Source organism: Nocardioides ganghwensis (genome assembly GCF_014779655.1).
Classification (GTDB): domain Bacteria; phylum Actinomycetota; class Actinomycetes; order Propionibacteriales; family Nocardioidaceae; genus Nocardioides; species Nocardioides ganghwensis.
Map to the genome: position 1 here is coordinate 102,915 of NZ_JACXYX010000001.1, position 15,283 is coordinate 118,197.

The 15,283-nt window shown below is 72.0% G+C and carries 13 protein-coding genes; 6 read left to right on the forward strand and 7 right to left on the reverse strand.

What is annotated here, in order from left to right:
- Nucleotides 1–44: 44 nt before the first annotated feature.
- Nucleotides 45–1,466: a sensor histidine kinase gene (locus tag IEZ24_RS00480; protein ID WP_165356084.1), complete on the forward strand. Its 1,422-nt coding sequence runs from the start codon at nt 45–47 to the stop codon at nt 1,464–1,466.
- A complete protein-coding gene (locus tag IEZ24_RS00485) occupies nt 1,463–2,107 on the forward strand; it encodes a response regulator (protein WP_207206817.1) in 645 nt (214 codons plus the stop codon). The genes IEZ24_RS00480 and IEZ24_RS00485 overlap by 4 nt, the downstream gene beginning before the upstream one ends.
- Here IEZ24_RS00485 and IEZ24_RS00490 read toward each other — a convergent pair.
- The 3 genes from IEZ24_RS00490 to IEZ24_RS00500 all read right to left on the reverse strand — a co-directional run bounded on the left by IEZ24_RS00490 (nt 2,085) and on the right by IEZ24_RS00500 (nt 6,639).
- The gene (locus tag IEZ24_RS00490; RefSeq protein WP_129455265.1) at nt 2,085–2,378 is read right to left on the reverse strand and encodes a DUF6907 domain-containing protein; all 294 of its coding nucleotides are present in this window, start codon (nt 2,376–2,378) and stop codon (nt 2,085–2,087) included. The genes IEZ24_RS00485 and IEZ24_RS00490 overlap by 23 nt on opposite strands.
- Nucleotides 2,379–2,468: 90 nt before the next feature.
- A complete protein-coding gene (locus tag IEZ24_RS00495; protein WP_191192790.1) occupies nt 2,469–5,369 on the reverse strand; it encodes an HYR domain-containing protein in 2,901 nt (966 codons plus the stop codon).
- 259 nt (nt 5,370–5,628) lie between these two features.
- Nucleotides 5,629–6,639, reverse strand: coding sequence for a zinc-dependent alcohol dehydrogenase (locus tag IEZ24_RS00500; RefSeq protein WP_129455263.1), 1,011 nt, complete (start codon nt 6,637–6,639; stop codon nt 5,629–5,631).
- A gap of 233 nt (nt 6,640–6,872) precedes the next feature.
- Here IEZ24_RS00500 and IEZ24_RS00505 point away from each other — a divergent pair, with 233 nt between their 5' ends.
- Genes IEZ24_RS00505 through IEZ24_RS00515 form a run of 3 tightly spaced genes read left to right on the forward strand, consistent with a single transcriptional unit; the run spans nt 6,873 to nt 8,784 of the window.
- Nucleotides 6,873–8,123 carry a DUF2786 domain-containing protein gene (locus tag IEZ24_RS00505; protein WP_129455262.1) on the forward strand — a complete coding sequence of 417 codons (1,251 nt, stop codon included), beginning with the start codon at nt 6,873–6,875 and terminating at the stop codon, nt 8,121–8,123.
- Nucleotides 8,124–8,162: 39 nt separating this feature from the next.
- Entirely contained in the window at nt 8,163–8,390 is a 228-nt protein-coding gene (locus IEZ24_RS00510; RefSeq protein WP_129455261.1) for a type II toxin-antitoxin system CcdA family antitoxin, read from the forward strand.
- Complete coding sequence (locus IEZ24_RS00515; RefSeq protein ID WP_129455260.1) at nt 8,377–8,784, forward strand: type II toxin-antitoxin system VapC family toxin; 408 nt, start codon at nt 8,377–8,379, stop codon at nt 8,782–8,784. The genes IEZ24_RS00510 and IEZ24_RS00515 overlap by 14 nt, the downstream gene beginning before the upstream one ends.
- Nucleotides 8,785–8,848: 64 nt before the next feature.
- Here IEZ24_RS00515 and IEZ24_RS00520 read toward each other — a convergent pair whose 3' ends face one another.
- Both IEZ24_RS00520 and IEZ24_RS00525 read right to left on the reverse strand, forming a co-directional pair.
- Nucleotides 8,849–9,502, reverse strand: a complete 654-nt coding sequence (locus IEZ24_RS00520; protein ID WP_129455259.1) for a nucleoside/nucleotide kinase family protein — start codon at nt 9,500–9,502, stop codon at nt 8,849–8,851.
- A 19-nt stretch (nt 9,503–9,521) separates the two neighbouring features.
- Nucleotides 9,522–9,929: a hypothetical protein gene (locus tag IEZ24_RS00525; protein WP_129455258.1), complete on the reverse strand. Its 408-nt coding sequence runs from the start codon at nt 9,927–9,929 to the stop codon at nt 9,522–9,524.
- A gap of 120 nt (nt 9,930–10,049) precedes the next feature.
- Here IEZ24_RS00525 and IEZ24_RS00530 point away from each other — a divergent pair, with 120 nt between their 5' ends.
- Nucleotides 10,050–11,225, forward strand: coding sequence for a hypothetical protein (locus IEZ24_RS00530; RefSeq protein ID WP_129455257.1), 1,176 nt, complete (start codon nt 10,050–10,052; stop codon nt 11,223–11,225).
- A 55-nt stretch (nt 11,226–11,280) separates the two neighbouring features.
- On the opposite strand, the gene IEZ24_RS00535 is transcribed toward IEZ24_RS00530, so the two are convergent.
- On the reverse strand, nt 11,281–12,108 hold the full coding sequence (locus tag IEZ24_RS00535; protein ID WP_129455256.1) for an oxidoreductase: 828 nt from the start codon (nt 12,106–12,108) through the stop codon (nt 11,281–11,283).
- Nucleotides 12,109–12,148: 40 nt separating this feature from the next.
- Nucleotides 12,149–15,277, reverse strand: a complete 3,129-nt coding sequence (locus IEZ24_RS00540; RefSeq protein ID WP_129455255.1) for a M14 family metallopeptidase — start codon at nt 15,275–15,277, stop codon at nt 12,149–12,151.
- Nucleotides 15,278–15,283 lie beyond the last annotated feature (6 nt).

The window sequence follows — 15,283 nt, forward strand, 5'->3', positions numbered from 1 at the left end:
TAAAGACGGACAGGCGTACGACCTGCGCGACCTACAGTGCGCGCATGCCTGTGGGGGGCACGACCACCCGCGTGGCGCCGCGGAGAGCGCCCGTGCTGACGGCTGCGGGTTGGGCGGCCGGTGCGGCGTGCACCGCGGCCATCCTGGGGACGCCGTACCTGCGCTTCGGCTACCACAGTCCAGAGCTGCACCTGATGCTCGACTCGGTCGACGCCTGCATCGCGCTGCTGCTGGCCTACCTTCTCGTCGGGCGGCTGCGGCGGACTCCGCGTCTGCAGGACCTGCTGCTGGTCGTGGGCCTGGTGCTCCTGGCCGTCGTCGCGCTGGGAGTCGCCCTGTCGGCCAGCCGGTTCGCCGAGCCGGCCCGGCAGACGATCGGCGTCTGGCTGCCCGTCACCCTCAGGACCACGGCCGCGATCCTGGTCGCAGTCGCGGCCGTCGCCCCGGCAAGGTCGCTGACGCGGACCCAGGTCGTCCGCGGGTCGCAGGTCGCACTGGTGGGGGCAGCGGCAGCGGTGGCCCTCGTCTGGCTGCTGCGCAACGACCTGCCGGTGGCCGTGACCGCCACGCCCCCCGAGTCGGCGCAGCGTCCCGTCATCGACGGCCACCCGGTGTTCCTCGCTGCCCAGGCGCTGGGTGCCGCGTGCCTGCTCTTCGCGTCCCTGCAGTTCACCCGACAGGCTCGGGAGCGGGGTGAAGAGGTGCTGCGCTGGCTCGGACCGGGCTGCGCGCTCCTCGGGTTCGCGCGGGTCAACTACCTCCTCTTCCCCTCGCTCTACTCCGGCTGGCTCTACACCGGAGACCTGCTGCGCACCGCCGGGTACGCGTGCCTCCTCGTGGGCGCGACCCGTGAGATCCGCGGCTACTGGGCGGCGCGGGCCGACCTCGCGGTCGTCGAGGACCGGCGCCGGCTCGCGCGCGAGCTGCACGACGGCGTGGTCCAGGAGCTGAGCTGGATCAAGTCAGAGGCTCGCGTGCTGTCCCGGGGCGCGGAGGACGCATCGACCGTGCAGTCGATCCTCGACGCCAGCGACCGGGCGCTCGACGAGGCCCGGGCGGCGGTCGAGGCGCTCGGCAGGGACGCGGACGAGCCCCTCGGGTACGCCCTGCACCGATCGGCCCGGGACGTCGCCGAGCGGCACGGCGCCCGCGTCGTGGTCGAGCTCGACGACTCGGTACAGGCAGACCAGCACCAGCGGCACGGGCTCGCCCGCATCGTCCGCGAGGCCGTCGGCAACGCCCTGAAGCACGGGGGCGCCGACTGCGTCCGCGTGACGCTCCAGGCGACGCCGGCGGGCGGCCGCCTCCTCGTGCAGGACGACGGTCGCGGCTTCGACGTGGCGACAGCGGCGTACGGCAACGGCTACGGGCTGACGAGCATGCGCGAGCGTGCCCAACGACTGCCGGGCGCCTGCACCGTGACGTCCGAGCCCGGCCGCGGCACGACGGTGGAGGTGACCTGGTGAGCGAGGAGCCCATCCGGGTGGTGATGGCGGACGACCACGCCCGCATGCGCACGCGGATCCGGGAGGCCCTCGAGGTCGGCGGATGCGTCGTCTGCGGCGAGGGCGCATCGGCGGACGAGGCGGTCGCGCTGGCCACCGAGCACCGGCCCGACGTCGCGCTGCTCGACATCCACATGCCGGGCAACGGCATCACCGCCGCCCGCGAGATCGCCCGCACGCTGCCCGGCACCGCGGTCGTCATGCTCACCGCCTCCGCCGAGGACGCCGACCTCTTCGACTCGCTGCGAGCGGGCGCCTCTGGCTACCTGCTCAAGGACACCGACCCGGCTGTCCTCGTCGACGAGCTCCGCAGCGCGCTCGGAGGTGAGTCCCCTCTGTCGCGACGGATGGTCAGCCGGATCATGGAGGAGTTCCGCTCACCGGCGACGCCGCGGTTCGTGCGCCGGTCCCGCGCCGCGGCGAGGCTCAGCGGGCGCGAGTGGGAGGTGATGGAGCTGCTCGGCGACGGGCTCTCCACGGACGAGGTCGCCCAGCGGCTCTTCCTCTCGCCCACGACCGTGCGGGTGCACGTGTCGAGCGTCCTGCGCAAGCTGCGTGTCAAGGATCGCGCGAGCGCGTTCAAGGTCCTGAGGGGGGAGTGAGGTCTGCCGCGCGGTCGACCAGCTGGGTCAGCGCGTCGATGAGGGCCTCGGCCTCGTGGAGCGAGTACGCCTCCGCGCCGACCAGCACGTACGGCCCCTCCCGCACGCCAGTGCCCGGGTCGTGCGGCTGGCACAACCGCAGGACCGCGTGACGCACCATCAGCGCGCCGCTGACATGGACCGCGTCGTCCTCCCCGGGAAGACGTCCGTGGTCCAGCACGCACCAGGACGGGCAGCTCAGCAGCCGGCGCGGCGATGGCACGACTCCCATGACTTCCTCCCTCGGTCCGGTGTCGCCCCGCTGCCTCCAGGCCACTGGCGTGGCCTGGAGGCAGCACCCCCGGGGGGCGGCTGGGGCCTCCTACTTCAGCGAGATGGTGACCGTGCGGAGCACACCGTCGCCGGTGTCGACCCTGAGCTGGTAGGTGCCGGCGGACAGCGTCTTCGTGTTGAGGTTGAAGACGTACTGGCCGCTGGTGGCGTCGTACCGGAACAGGTTGCCGGTGGTGGCGCCCGAGGTCGAGATCGCCTCGACCTCCTTGCCGGCGGGGACGGGGCCGAGCTTCTGCAGGTACAGCCTCGCCTGCAGGTTGGTGACCCCAGCACTGGCGCCGGTGAGCTGGAACTTCACCGCGACGGTGCTGCCGAGCTTGAAGATCGAGCTGCCGTCGGTGTTGACCGGCTGCAGGATCCCGGACCAGGCCGCGGTGACCGTGACGGTGAACTTCTCCGTCCCGGTGTTGCCGGCCTCGTCCGTGGCCGTGCAGGTCACGGTGGTGCTGCCCAGCGGGAAGACGCTGCCGGACGCCTTGTCGCAGCCGGCCGCCACGGTGCCGTCGACGATGTCGGTCGCGGACGGTGCGGAGTAGGTCACGGCCGCGCCGTTGACCGAGGTGGCGGTGGCGGTCCTGGCGGTCGACACCGTCAGGTTGGGTGCCGTGGTGTCCTCCACCGTCACGGAGAAGGTGTTGTCACCGGGGTTGCCGGCCTTGTCCTTCGCGGAGCACGTGACCGTCGTCGTGCCGACCGGGAACACCGTGCCGGACGCCTTGCTGCAGGTCGCGGTCAGCGGCCCGTCGACGTCGTCGGAGGCGGTGACGCCCATGTAGGTCACCACGGCGCCGTCGGGGCCGGTGGCCTCCTTGGTGATGTCGGCCGGGACGGTGACGACCGGCTTGGTCTGGTCCTGCACCTCCACGGTGAACTCCGCGGTGCCCGTGTTGCCCGCGGCGTCCGTCGCCTTGCAGGTGACGGTGGTGATCCCCATCGGGAAGCTGCTCCCCGAAGCCGGTGAGCACGTCACCGGACGGACCCCGCTCACCAGGTCGCTCGCCGCGGCGCCGGTGTACGCCACCACCGCGCCGGTCGGCGAGTCGTTCCCCTTCACCAGGTTGGCGGGCGCCTGCACCTCGGGCGGCGTGGTGTCCTGCACCGTGACGGTGAAGGACCTCGACCCCTTGTTGCCGGCCGCGTCGATCGCCGTGCAGGTCACCGTGGTGGTGCCGAGCGCGAAGACGGTGTCGGAGGGCTGGGTGCAGCTCGGGTTCATCGGGCCGTCCACGATGTCGCTGGCGCTGACGTCGCCGTAGGCGACCTTGGCGCCGCTCGGGCCGGTGGCCTCGGCGACCTCGTCGGCCGGGACCTTGACGCTCGGAGCGGTGGTGTCGGCGACGGTCACGGTGAAGCTCTCCGTGCCCGTGTTGCCGGCGTTGTCGGTCGCCGTGCAGGTCACCGTGGTGGTGCCGAGACCGAAGGTCGATCCCGAGGCCGGGTCGCAGTCGGTGCTCACGGCACCGTCGACCGCGTCGGCGGCCGTGCCCGAGAAGCTGGCCGGGGCGCCGGCGGCCGAGGTCGCCTCCTCGGTGATGTCAGCCGGGACCTGCACGACAGGCGCCGTGGTGTCCTCGACCGTCACCGTGAACGAGCTGTCGCCGGTGTTGCGGGCCTTGTCGGTGGCGGAGCAGGTCACGGTCGTCGTGCCCAGGGGGAAGACGGTGCCCGAGGCCTTGCTGCAGGTCACGTCCACCACACCGTCGACGTCGTCCTCGCCGGTGGCCGCGTCGAAGTGCACGGTCGCGCCGTTCGGACCGGTCGCCTCCGCGGTCCGGTTCGCCGGAACCGTGACGACCGGCCTGGTCACGTCCTGCACCTCGACGGTGAACGTCTCCGTGCCCTCGTTGCCCGCCTTGTCGGTCGCCGAGCAGGTCACGACGGTCGTGCCGAGTGCGAAGGTCGCGCCGGAGGCCGGCAGGCAGCTCGCCGCGACCTCGCCGTCCACCAGGTCGCTCGCGGTGGCGGCCTCGTAGGTCACGGTCGCGTCGTCGTTGCCGACGACGAGGTTCGCCGAGGTGGTGACCACCGGAGCCGTGGTGTCACGCACGACCACGTCGAACGGGTCGCTGGTGCCGGTGTTGCCGGCCTTGTCCGTGGCGGAGCAGGAGAGCGTCGTGGTGCCGACGGGGAATCCGTCACCAGAGGCGTACGACGCTCCGCCGGAGGTCGTGCACGTCACGGGGCGGTCCCCGTCCACCGCGTCGTACGCACTCGCGGTGAACTCGACCGGGGTGCTTGCGTCGGTTGCCTCGACTGGGTCGGGCGCGACGGCGGTGACCAGCGGCTTGCGGGTGTCGACGATGGTGTAGGTGGCGGAGGCCTTGGCGTTCAGGCCGCCACCATTGGCGGTGTCCGTGTAGTTGCAGGACGCGGTCTGGCTGCCGAGGCCCTCGGCGGCACGCGCGCCGGAGATCGCCGTCAGGCTGGCGTCGAAGGAGCTGTTGCCGTCCTCCTTGTCGGTGACGTTGCAGCGTGCGACCGGCACGTTGCCGAACTCGTAGGACGATCCGTTTGCCACGTTGGCGATGGCGACGCTCGGAGCCGTGTTCACGACGGCGGGTTTGGTGACCGTCAGGGTGAAGCTCGCGTTGCTCGTGACGTACGTGCCGGTGCCGGCGTCGCTGACCGACACCGAGATCGCGTAGGTCCCCGGGATCGTGGAGGAGAAGTCGAAGTACTGCGTCGTGCAGCCGGTGAACACGCGTGACGCCGGGGCCACGGTCACGGCCGCCGGCTTGACCACGGTCAGCGTGGCGGGCGTGGAGTCCGCGGGGTTGCAGTTGTTCTGGACGTCGCCGTCGCGGTTGTTCTGGTTGGTGATCGTGTAGCCGATGGTCGTCGTGTCGCCTGCGACCACGCTCGGGCTGCCGCCCGCGACGATGGTGTTGGACACGGTGTCTGCCTGGGCCGCGGTGGGCACCGCGAGCACCGCCAGGACGCTCGCGCTGACCAGCGCGAGCGCCCGGCGTCCCCGCCGGCTCGCTCGTGTGGACCCCCCGGTCCGCCTGTGCGTTCGTTGCATGACTTGCCTTCCCCACGGTTGCCGGCCGCCCCCTGCGGGCGAGCCCTCACCAAGGGTGTGGTGGGGGCCGCCACGGGAGAAGGGGTCGAGGCGTTCAGTGGCCTGAACGCAGCGTTCAACCAGGTAAACGCAGCCGACGGTCGCCGGGAGTCGCGACCAGTCGCGGTCACCGCATGTCGAACACCAGCCGCGCCGGCACCTCCCCGGCCAGCACCTCCTCGAAGCACGCGTTGACGTCGTCGAGCTTGCGGCTCGCAGTGACGACACGGGTCAGCCCGCGGGCGTGGAGGTCGAAGCAGGTGGCGAGGTCGTTGCGGGTGCCGACCAGCGAGCCGATGATCGAGATGCCCTTGAGCACGGTCTCGAACACGGGGAGCTCGAGGCGGTTGTCGGCCGGGAGGCCGACCAGGACGAGACGGCCGTTGGGGTTGAGGGCGGCGTGCGCGGCGCGCATCGCGGCCGGCGACGGCACCGTCACGAGGGCGATGTCGACGCCGCCGATCTCGGCGAGCTGAGCCGCCTGGTCGCCGCGCGCGTCGATCACGTGGTCGGCGCCGAGGTCCTTGGCCAGCTGCAGCTTGTCGTCGTGCACGTCGACGGCGACGGTGCGGGTGCCGAAGATGCGGGCGTACTGCAGGCCGAGGTGGCCGAGGCCGCCGATGCCCACGACCATGCAGGTCTCGTCCGGCTTCGGGTCCGCGACCTTGAGCGCCTTGTAGGTCGTCACTCCGGCGCAGGTCAGCGGCGAGGCGTCCATCGGGTCGACGCCGTCGGGGACGGGCACGACGTGGCTGGCCCACGCGACGGCGTACTCGGCGTAGCTGCCGTCCATCGTGTAGCCCATGTAGGACGGGCTGGTGCAGTACGTCTCCCAGCCGTCGACGCAGTAGCGGCAGTGGCCGCACGCCTGGCCGAGCCAGGGCAGGGCGACGCGCTGGCCGACCGCGACCGGCAGGTCGCCCTCGCCGACGGACTCGACGATCCCGACGCCCTCGTGTCCGGGGACGAGCTGGTCCTTGGGCTTGACCGGCCACTCGCCGCGGGCCGCGTGGATGTCGGTGTGGCACAGCCCGCAGGTCTCGATGCGGACGAGCACCTGGCCGGGACCGGGTGCGGGGACGGGCACGTCGCGGATCTCCAGCGGTGCTCCGAGGGTGGGGACGACGGCAGCCTTCATGGCGTGCTCCTCTGTGGTCTGGCGCGGCGCGATCTGCACCGAGGGAGCGCGCTCGCTCCACCTCGAGGGTCGTCGTGCCGACGGCCGACCGGCAGGGGCGATGGGACCCCGGGGTGTGGGGCGAAGGTCCTGATCGGGTCGCGGCAGCCGGACCTGTGGATGACCTCCACCGGTCGGCATCCCGATGTCGGCGGTGAGTCGTAGCGTCCGTCGGACCACGAAGGGGGACACGGATGGGCGTCAACAACAGGAAGCGCAGGGCGGCAAGGCAGCGCAAGCAGGCGCGCGATCGCCACGAGGCAGGATCGCCGGGCGGTTTCCATCCGCCCGGGGCTGAGAGCTGGGACGCCGAGACGGCGTACGACGTCGTCGAGGCCAAGGTGCATGCCGCCGTACGCCGCCTCGGCCGGCAGCGGCTAGCCGACGCCGAGCTGGCGAGCGTCGCGGAACGGCTGGTCGCGAGCGTCGCGCCGCACCCGCGCCACGTGGTCGAGACCGTGGTCGGCGACCTCCTCGTCCGGGTGGTCAGAGCCGTGGCCGACGGCGGCTGGTCGCCCACGGACCTGGCCGAGCTGGTCCGTCGCAACCTGAGCCCGGCGTACGTCCCGACCCTCGCCGCCGCCCTGCACGAGGATTGCGGCCAGCACCCGCGCGGTCACGCGTGGCAGTCGGCGGTGGACCGGATCGGTTCCCAGCCCGCGTTGCTGCTCGGGGCGGACGAAGCCCTGCAGTCGGCTCTGGGGGTGGCCGCGCTGCTGACCCACGCGCCGTTGCTGTCCGACGCCGTCGCCGCCACTCGTCCGGAGGACGGCCCCGAGCATCCCAAGCTCGCACGGGTGCGCGCGCTGCTGGCCAAGGCCGAGTCCACCGAGTTCGACGAGGAGGCCGAGGCGTTGTCCGCCAAGGCCCAGGAGCTGATCTCACGACATGCCCTGGACCGGCTCGTGGCCGACGGCGCGGCCCGCGGCCGCAGTGATCTTCAGGTCCGGCGGCTCTGGTTGGACGCGCCCTATCTGCGGGCGAAGGCAGCCCTGGTGTCCGTCGTGGCGTCGGCCAACCGGTGCCGGGCAGCGAGCGCCGAGCGGTGGGGCTTCTGCGTGGTCGTGGGGGCGGCGCACGACCTGGACGCGCTCGAGCTGCTGGTCACGTCACTCCTGGTCCAGGCCGACGCGGCGATGCTGCGCCACGGACGCCGATCCGACCGAGCCGGGACCACCCGCACCAGGTCCTTCCGTCAGTCCTTCCTGACCGCCTACGCCACCCGCATCGGGCAACGGTTGGCCGCCGTGAACAACCTCGCCGCTGCCCGCGCGGGCGAGGTGGACCTCCTCCCGGTGCTGCGCTCGCACGAGGTCAAGGTCGCCGAGGAGTTCGATCGGCTCGTGCCGCACACCGTCGGCAGGTCGGCGAGCGTCAGCAACGGTGAGGGCTGGGCCGCCGGGATCGCGGCCGCCGACCTCGCGGTGCTCGACGTCGACCGGTGACTCGACGCAGGATGAGCAGGAAGTGTGTAGCGTGTGTGTATGGCCCGGATCAATGTCTACGTCCCCGACGAGCTGGCCGCTCGCAGTCGTGAGGCGGGGCTCAACGTGTCGGCGCTGACCCAGCAGGCCATCGCCGCCGCTCTGGCGGTCGAGCAGACGGACGCCTGGCTCGCGAGTGTCGCTCCTCGACGGCCGACCGAGGTCGCCCTCGACGACGTCCTGGCCGCGCTCGACGAGGCGCGGGACGACTTCGGTGCCGCCGGCTGACGGCTGGGTGGTCGACGCCTCCGTGCTGGTCGACCTCGTCATCGGTGGCGCCGGTGCCACTGCCAGCGCTGCGGCGCTCGCCGGCCACCGGCTGCACGCGCCGGCTCACGTGGACGTAGAGGTCGCGTCTGCGCTGGCCCGCCTGCATCGTGCCGGCGCGATCAGCAGGGCCGCGGCGGGTCGGGCAGTGAGCGCCTTCGCCGATGCCCCGCTCGTCCGCCACGAGCTCCCGACTCTGCTGCCCGGTGCGTGGAGGCGGCAGACGCGGCTGCGGGTGGCCGATGCGTTCTATGTCGAGCTCGCGCACCAGCTGGGCATCCGGGTGCTGACCGTCGACGCCCGCCTCGCTCGCGCCACGACGTACGCCGTGCTGCCGGCGGGGATCGGCGACTGAACGGTCGAGGGTTTCGAGGCTCGCTTCGCTCGCACCTCAACCAGCGGCTAAGTGCGCTCGCACCTCAACCACCGAGGGAGACTGCATCCACCAACCGGTCGGCCGCGTCGCGCGTGGACGCCACCAGCGCGGCGTTCGGCTCGTCGACGTCCTCCACCCATGCGCGGGCGGCGTCGGCGGACTTGCCGAACTGTTCGTGCCGCCGCACCAGCCGCTCGCGACGTACGTCGTCGTCGACCTCCACGAACCACACCTCCGCGCACAGCGGGCGTACGCGCTCCCACCCGCCGCTGTGCAGCAAGAGGTAGTTGCCCTCGGTGACCACCAGGCGCACCGACGGGGAGATGGCGATGGCGGCCGCGATGGGCTGCTCGAGGTCGCGCTCGAAGCCCGGCGCGTAGAGCGTGCGGCCGGGCTCGTCGTGCAACCGCCGGAGGGCGGCGACGTAGCCGTCGACGTCGAAGGTCTCCGGCGCACCCTTGCGGTCGCGGAGCCCGAGACGGTCGAGCTGGGCGTCGGCGAGGTGGAACCCGTCCATCGGCAGGTGGCCGACGGCGTCCGGGCCGAGGCGCGACGCCAACGCCGACAGCAGCGACGAGGTGACCGTGGACTTGCCGGCTCCCGGCGAGCCCGCGATCCCGAGCACCACCCGACCCGGCCGCTCGAGGAGCGATGCGGCCCGGTCGACGAGGGCGATCGGGCCGTCCGGAGCGCGCATGTCGCGAGCGTAGTGGCGGCTACCGGATCCCGACGACGTCGGCGGGGACGGGGCGGATCTCGCCGCGGGTGGCGAGGTGCACGACCTCGCACGGCACGCCGGCGCGGCGCGCGGCGGCGTACAGGCTCCTCGCCCAAGCGCGGTCGGTGTCGGTGATCGTGCCCTTGCCGGGACGCGAGCGCAGGAACGCGACGCGGACCCCCGGCGCCACCTCGCGGTCCAGCCTGTGCAGGATCTCCGCGAGGCCGTCCACGTGGGCGGCGTCGGGCGGTTCCTCGCACTCCGAGATCTCGGTCAGTTGCGGAAGGGGACGGTCGTCGACGACGAGCATCATCCAGACGCTGTGGCGGCCGAAGCTCCACGGGCCCATGAGCTCGCGCCACGCGTCCTCCACCTGGGTCTGGGTCGTCAGCACTGGTTCGAACATGGCGCCGAGCCTGCCCCCGTCGAGGGCGTCTGGCGAACGGGTCTCCACAGGGCTGCGGGTTCTCCACAGATCCGGCCGAGTGGCTTGTGGCGTCCGTCTGCCGCGGCCTTGGGTGGAGACATGTCTCGGAACACCACTCCCGGCTTTCGCCGGCTGCCGCGCGTCGCCGACCAGATGACCGCCGCCCACGTCGACCTCGTGACGCAGTCCCTCGCTGCCGAGCGGTCCGGAGATGCCGCCCGCGCGCTCGAGCTGCACGCCTCCGTCCCCGCCTTCAAGAAGCGGAGCCGGCACAACGTGCTGCTGACCCAGCTCGCCTCGCTCGGCGACGACCTGCCCGACTGGGTGTGGGCGCGCTGGATCGCCTACCAGGCCATCCGCTGCGAGGACCAGGACACCGACACGGGGAAGATCCAGCGACTCGCGCTCAAGTACGTCCTCGAGACCTTCCACGACGACCAGCTCGCGGACTGCCACGCCAACGGCGGCGACCCGGTGCAGGTGTTCGCACGGGTGGCTTCCGAGTCCTGGCTGTTCCACCAGCTCCTCGTCCACGAGTTCGCCGGGCTCGACCGCTTCGTCGACGAGCTCGCCACGGGGCGCCTCGCCGAGCACGCTGCGCTGGCACGATCCTGGGTCGGGGCCCCGTTGAGGGGGTACGGGATCGGCGTCCCCCAGCCGGGCGGGCTGCTGCGCGTCGAGGACCTGGCCGCCGGGTCGTGGACCGACGTGCTGGACCTGGGCGCCCGGGCGACCGTCGGCGAGTCGGGTGGGGGATGGGTCCTTGGGCGGCTGGTGCCCAGTGGGGTCGACGACCTCCTGATGTTCGACGCCCCACCGATCGCCGTGCCCGAGCGCGTGGCCCGCGACGTGGCCGAGGCGCCGAAGCCGTGGGCGCGAGTCACCGAGGCCCTCGCCGAGGGCAGGCTCGTCGAGCGTCACCTCATGCGCACCGACCTCGAGCTCGTCACCGACGTGCCCAGCATCGACCTCCTGAGAGTCGGTACGCCGCCCGCCGACCTCGAGCGCGTCACCGCCCAGCTGCGCGCGGGTCGTGACGAGATCCCGCGAGCGGCCTTCCGGATCCTGCGGCGCGCCGCCGACCGGGCCCTGCCGGAGTCGGACGCTCCCCACGTCGCGGCGGCGGTCCTCCAGCCGACCGCGCACGCCGACGCGCGGCGGATGCTCGTCCGCGAGGGCCAGCACGACGTGTGGACGGGGTGGGCGGCGCTGGTGCACGAGCCCGCACGGGGGTTGCTCCTCGACCTCGCCGAGGCGGGCCGGGCTGCCGGATGACCTCGCCGCCGAGCGGGTCCTGACCATCCGGCCCGGAGTCGCCTGCCCGAGGCGTCTACCTGGTCCCGTACGTCCGGCTCACGACCTCGTCGAACACCCGGTCGGGCAGCAGGTCGCGCGAGGTGGTGATCACGCGCGCTCCGCGCCCGACGGGGTAGCGCGCGGCGGGGCGCTTGGCGAGGGCCGCCTTCACGATCTTGTCCGCGACCTCCTCGGGACTGGAGGCCCGCGACGGCTCGTCGAAGCGCTCCATCACGCCGTGCGCCTTGCGCGCCCAGTCGGCGTACGCCCCGTCGCCCGAGCGCTCGAGCAGCGAGTCGCGGGCGATCTCGTTCCACTCGGTGCGGATCGGACCGGGCTCGATGAGCACGACCTGGATGCCGAACGGGCGCAGCTCCATGCGGAGGCTGTCGCTGAAGCCCTCCACCGCGAACTTGGTCGCGTGGTACCAGGCGCCGAACGGCTCGTAGAACTTCCCGCCGATCGAGGAGATGTTGATGATCCGCCCGGACCTCCGTGACCGCATGTGCGGCGTGACGAGCTGGACCAGGCGGGCCAGGCCGAACACGTTGACCTCGAACTGTCGGCGGGCCTCGTCGATCGGGACGTCCTCGACGGCGCCGTACGACCCGTAGCCCGCGTTGTTGACCAGGACGTCGATGCGGCCCTGCTCGGTGATGATCCGCTCGATCCCGGCGACCATCGAGGCGTCGTCGGTGACGTCCATCGCGAAGACGTGCACGCCCTCGGACTCGAGCGCCGACATGCGCTCGACACGGCGCGCCACGGCGTACACCGCGAACCCCTTCGCGAGGAGGGCGCGGGCGGTGGCCTCACCGATGCCGGACGATCCACCGGTGACGAGGGCGACGGGCTTGCTCATGCGGCGAGCGTAGCCAGCGCCCTCGCCTACCGGTGGCGGCTCAGTCCAGCAGGTGCTCCAGCGCCCTCCCCATCACCTCGTTGCGCTCCGCCGGCGTGGCGATGCCCTCGAACCCGAACCCCAGCAGCAGGGAGTCGGGCGTGGAGATCGCGGCACCCACGGGGAACCCGCCGGCGTCGGTCACGATCCAGTCGTTGCCGTTGGCGGCGCTGCCCGGAGGAGCGCCGGGCACCTCCCACCCGTCGAGGCCCGCCTCGAAGGAGGTCGACGAACCGTCGGGCAGGGTCACGTCGTCGACGAACGTCCCGAGGTTCTGGGTGGCCCAGTCGCTCGCGTACGTGATCGACACCTCGACCTGGCCACCGGCCCACTCGCCGAGGTCGACGCTCCACTCCTGCCATCCACTCGAGGAGCCCGAGGCTGCGTGCCACTCACCCGTCTCGCCCGAGGCCGTGCACGTCTCCGTGCCGGCGTCGTAGGTCTGGTAGTGGTCGAGCTGCGGGTGCAGCTCGCGCCAGCCCGACGCACAGCTCTCGCCGGTCTCCTGCGAGGTGTGGCCGTTGAGGTCGGGCAGCGTCGTCCAGTCGTCACCACTGGGCGTGCGCGCCTCGACGAACACGTAGTCCCAGTCGGCCTCGGTGTCGTAGGACGTCCAGAAGTCGAGGGTGCCGCCGCCGGCCGGGACGTCCACCGTCCGGGTCAGCCGCTTGTAGGACACGTCGGCGAGCTGGCTGTAGACGTACTGGTCGCCGGTGTGCGGGTCGAACGGTCCGCCCGGCTTGTCCCAGCGTGCCGAGGGCCAGCTCTCGAACTGCGGGAACTGCTCGACCGGAAGGATGCCGCTGGTCGAGATGAACGACGACGTCTCGTCCTGGTTGTCCGCCGAGTCGGGGCCGTTCATCGCCCACGTCGCTCCGGCGAACGGGTCGTCGATCCCGGCCACGTCGTGGACGTCGCCGTTGTCGTCGAGCCCGTCGCCGGCGATCTGCACGTATCCGCCGAACCAGTACTGGAGGACGTCGTTGGTCCCGTCGCCCGAGCCGCGCAGGGCGAGACACCGACGGCTGTCGACCTCCGCCGGAAGCGGGAGCGGGCGGCATGCGATCTCGCCCTTCGGGTCGTAGTACTGCGTGCCCACGGCCGCGCCGGTGTACTGCATCCCGGCCCAGTCGCCGGTGTACATCACCTGGCCGCCCTCGTTGAGGTAGGCCCGGAACTCCAGCATCTGGTCGAGCGCGAGCCGGTCCACGTTGCCGGGGCCGCGCCCGGCCGTACGGGTGACGACGTCGTCGCCGGTGTACCAGATCGCCGCGTCGTAGTGGCTGAGCACGCCGAGGGCATCGGGAGCCGTACGACCTTGCGCATCCACGTCGTAGACGTCGGCGTCCTCGCCGTTGGCGACGAGGGCGTCGAGGTAGTAGTCGAGGTAGTGCGGACCGGGTGTCTGGTTGGGCGACGCGCCCGTGTAGTCCTCGGCCGCGACGACCAGGACCCGGTCGCCGGACTCGGAGACCGCCTCGTAGCTGAACGACTCGCTGCTCTCGCCGCCACCCTCGAACCACACCTCGACGATGTCGCCGGGATCGGTGCCGGTGACCGTGCCGCGGACCTGGTGGTAGTGCGTCGAGGTCATCCCGAAGCGCTCACCCCCGGCCCACTCGGTGGTGGGGCCGGACTGGGTGGGGCCGCCGTTGACCTTCCACTTCGCGGTGACCGCGCCGAGGCTCCGCTTGGCGAGCACGGCGACGGTCTGGGGGTCGCCGTACGACTTGTCGAAGCTGAGGTTCACCGCCGGCAGGCCGGACTTGTAGGAGTCCTCGGTGTCGAGGTGGAAGGGCTTGGTCTTGATGCCGAGGACCGACTTCGGGTCGTCGGGGTCCGCCGCGGACTCCGCCACGGACTCGGCGAACGGCAGATTGCGCTCGAACTCCTCGGCCACCAGCTGCTCGTCGTCGGGGAAGACGAAGCCGCACCCGGGGCAACCGGGCGAGAGCTCAGGGGTCCAGGCCAGCGTGCCGTTCGCCTCCTGCACGTAGCCGTCGGTCTCGCCGTTGGTGACGTAGAGGACGTCGGAGGACAGGCCGGGGTGGTAGCCCTCGATGGCGGCCTCGTCGAGGTTGCCCGAGAGGGCGTGGTAGATCGGGTCGTCGGCCGTCGGGGTGCCGATCTGCCAGCCGTCGTTGTAGAGCAGCCACTCCCCGTTGGAGTGGTAGTTGACCAGGAACTCCGCCTTGGCCAGGTCGAAGAGCCGGATGGCCGCTTGCGTCTCGGGCTCCGAGGCGGGGGACGGCCCGCGGTAGGTCTCGCTGGACGGGATGTCGGACGAGCCCTCGTTGTCGTAGCCCCAGTGCGCGGGGAAGTTGCGGTTGGGGTCGACGCCGTCGCCGACCTGGGTGATGCCGTCGCCGTTGTTGTCGCGCAGGTTCTTGCGCCACAGCCTCTCGTCGGTGAACGTGTACTCGTAGCCGTCGGGGTTCATCACCGGCACGAACCACAGCTCGGTGCTCTGGAGGAGCTTCTTGGTCGGCTCGTCGTCGGCCTCCCAGCGCTCGAGGTAGGTGTACATCAGCCGACGGACGACCTCTGGCGCGATCCACTCCCGCGCGTGCTGGGTGGCGCTGAAGATCGCCGCCGGCCGCGAGCCGTCCTTCTGCCCGCGCGCGCCCTGCGTCATCTTGAGCGCGAGGATGTCGCGGCCCTGGTAGGTCGTGCCGAGCTTCACCAGCTTGGTGACGCCGGGGTGGTCCCTCGCGATGGTGGTGAGCTGGTCGCGGTAGCCGCCGGGCTCGTCGTAGGACTTCCACACGGTGTAGCCGGAGGCGGCCTGCGCGGCGGCGAACTGCCGCACGGTCTGGCCGCCCTTGACCCGCGCCAGGCGCATGTCGATGCCCTCCCCGCGCAGTCGCTCGGCCTCGTCCCTGGTCAGGACGAGGTCGACGCGGGTCGTGTCACCGGTCGGGTGCGCCTCGTGGAGGTCGTAGCCCTGACGGGCGAGGGTGCGCAGCTGCTCGGCGCTGACGCCCCTCGCGGTGTAGGCGTCCAGCGGCTGGTCGGCCTGCGGAGCACTCCGGGCGGCGGTGGGCGGCGAGGTCGACGAGGGCGGAGCCAGGCCCACTCCCAGGGCAGCGACGGCGACGGCGACGACGGATCCGGACAGCAGGCGACGCATGGGGAC

What these genes read in the sequence shown, in the direction of transcription:
- IEZ24_RS00480 (WP_165356084.1), top strand. Translation starts at nt 45, where the DNA reads ATGCCTGTGGGGGGCACGACCACCCGCGTGGCGCCGCGGAGAGCGCCC.
- IEZ24_RS00520 (WP_129455259.1), bottom strand. Translation starts at nt 9,502, where the DNA reads ATGCGCGCTCCGGACGGCCCGATCGCCCTCGTCGACCGGGCCGCATCG.
- IEZ24_RS00530 (WP_129455257.1), top strand. Translation starts at nt 10,050, where the DNA reads ATGTCTCGGAACACCACTCCCGGCTTTCGCCGGCTGCCGCGCGTCGCC.
- IEZ24_RS00535 (WP_129455256.1), bottom strand. Translation starts at nt 12,108, where the DNA reads ATGAGCAAGCCCGTCGCCCTCGTCACCGGTGGATCGTCCGGCATCGGT.
- IEZ24_RS00500 (WP_129455263.1), bottom strand. Translation starts at nt 6,639, where the DNA reads ATGAAGGCTGCCGTCGTCCCCACCCTCGGAGCACCGCTGGAGATCCGC.
- IEZ24_RS00525 (WP_129455258.1), bottom strand. Translation starts at nt 9,929, where the DNA reads ATGTTCGAACCAGTGCTGACGACCCAGACCCAGGTGGAGGACGCGTGG.
- IEZ24_RS00510 (WP_129455261.1), top strand. Translation starts at nt 8,163, where the DNA reads ATGGCCCGGATCAATGTCTACGTCCCCGACGAGCTGGCCGCTCGCAGT.
- IEZ24_RS00540 (WP_129455255.1), bottom strand. Translation starts at nt 15,277, where the DNA reads ATGCGTCGCCTGCTGTCCGGATCCGTCGTCGCCGTCGCCGTCGCTGCC.
- IEZ24_RS00490 (WP_129455265.1), bottom strand. Translation starts at nt 2,378, where the DNA reads ATGGGAGTCGTGCCATCGCCGCGCCGGCTGCTGAGCTGCCCGTCCTGG.
- IEZ24_RS00505 (WP_129455262.1), top strand. Translation starts at nt 6,873, where the DNA reads ATGGGCGTCAACAACAGGAAGCGCAGGGCGGCAAGGCAGCGCAAGCAG.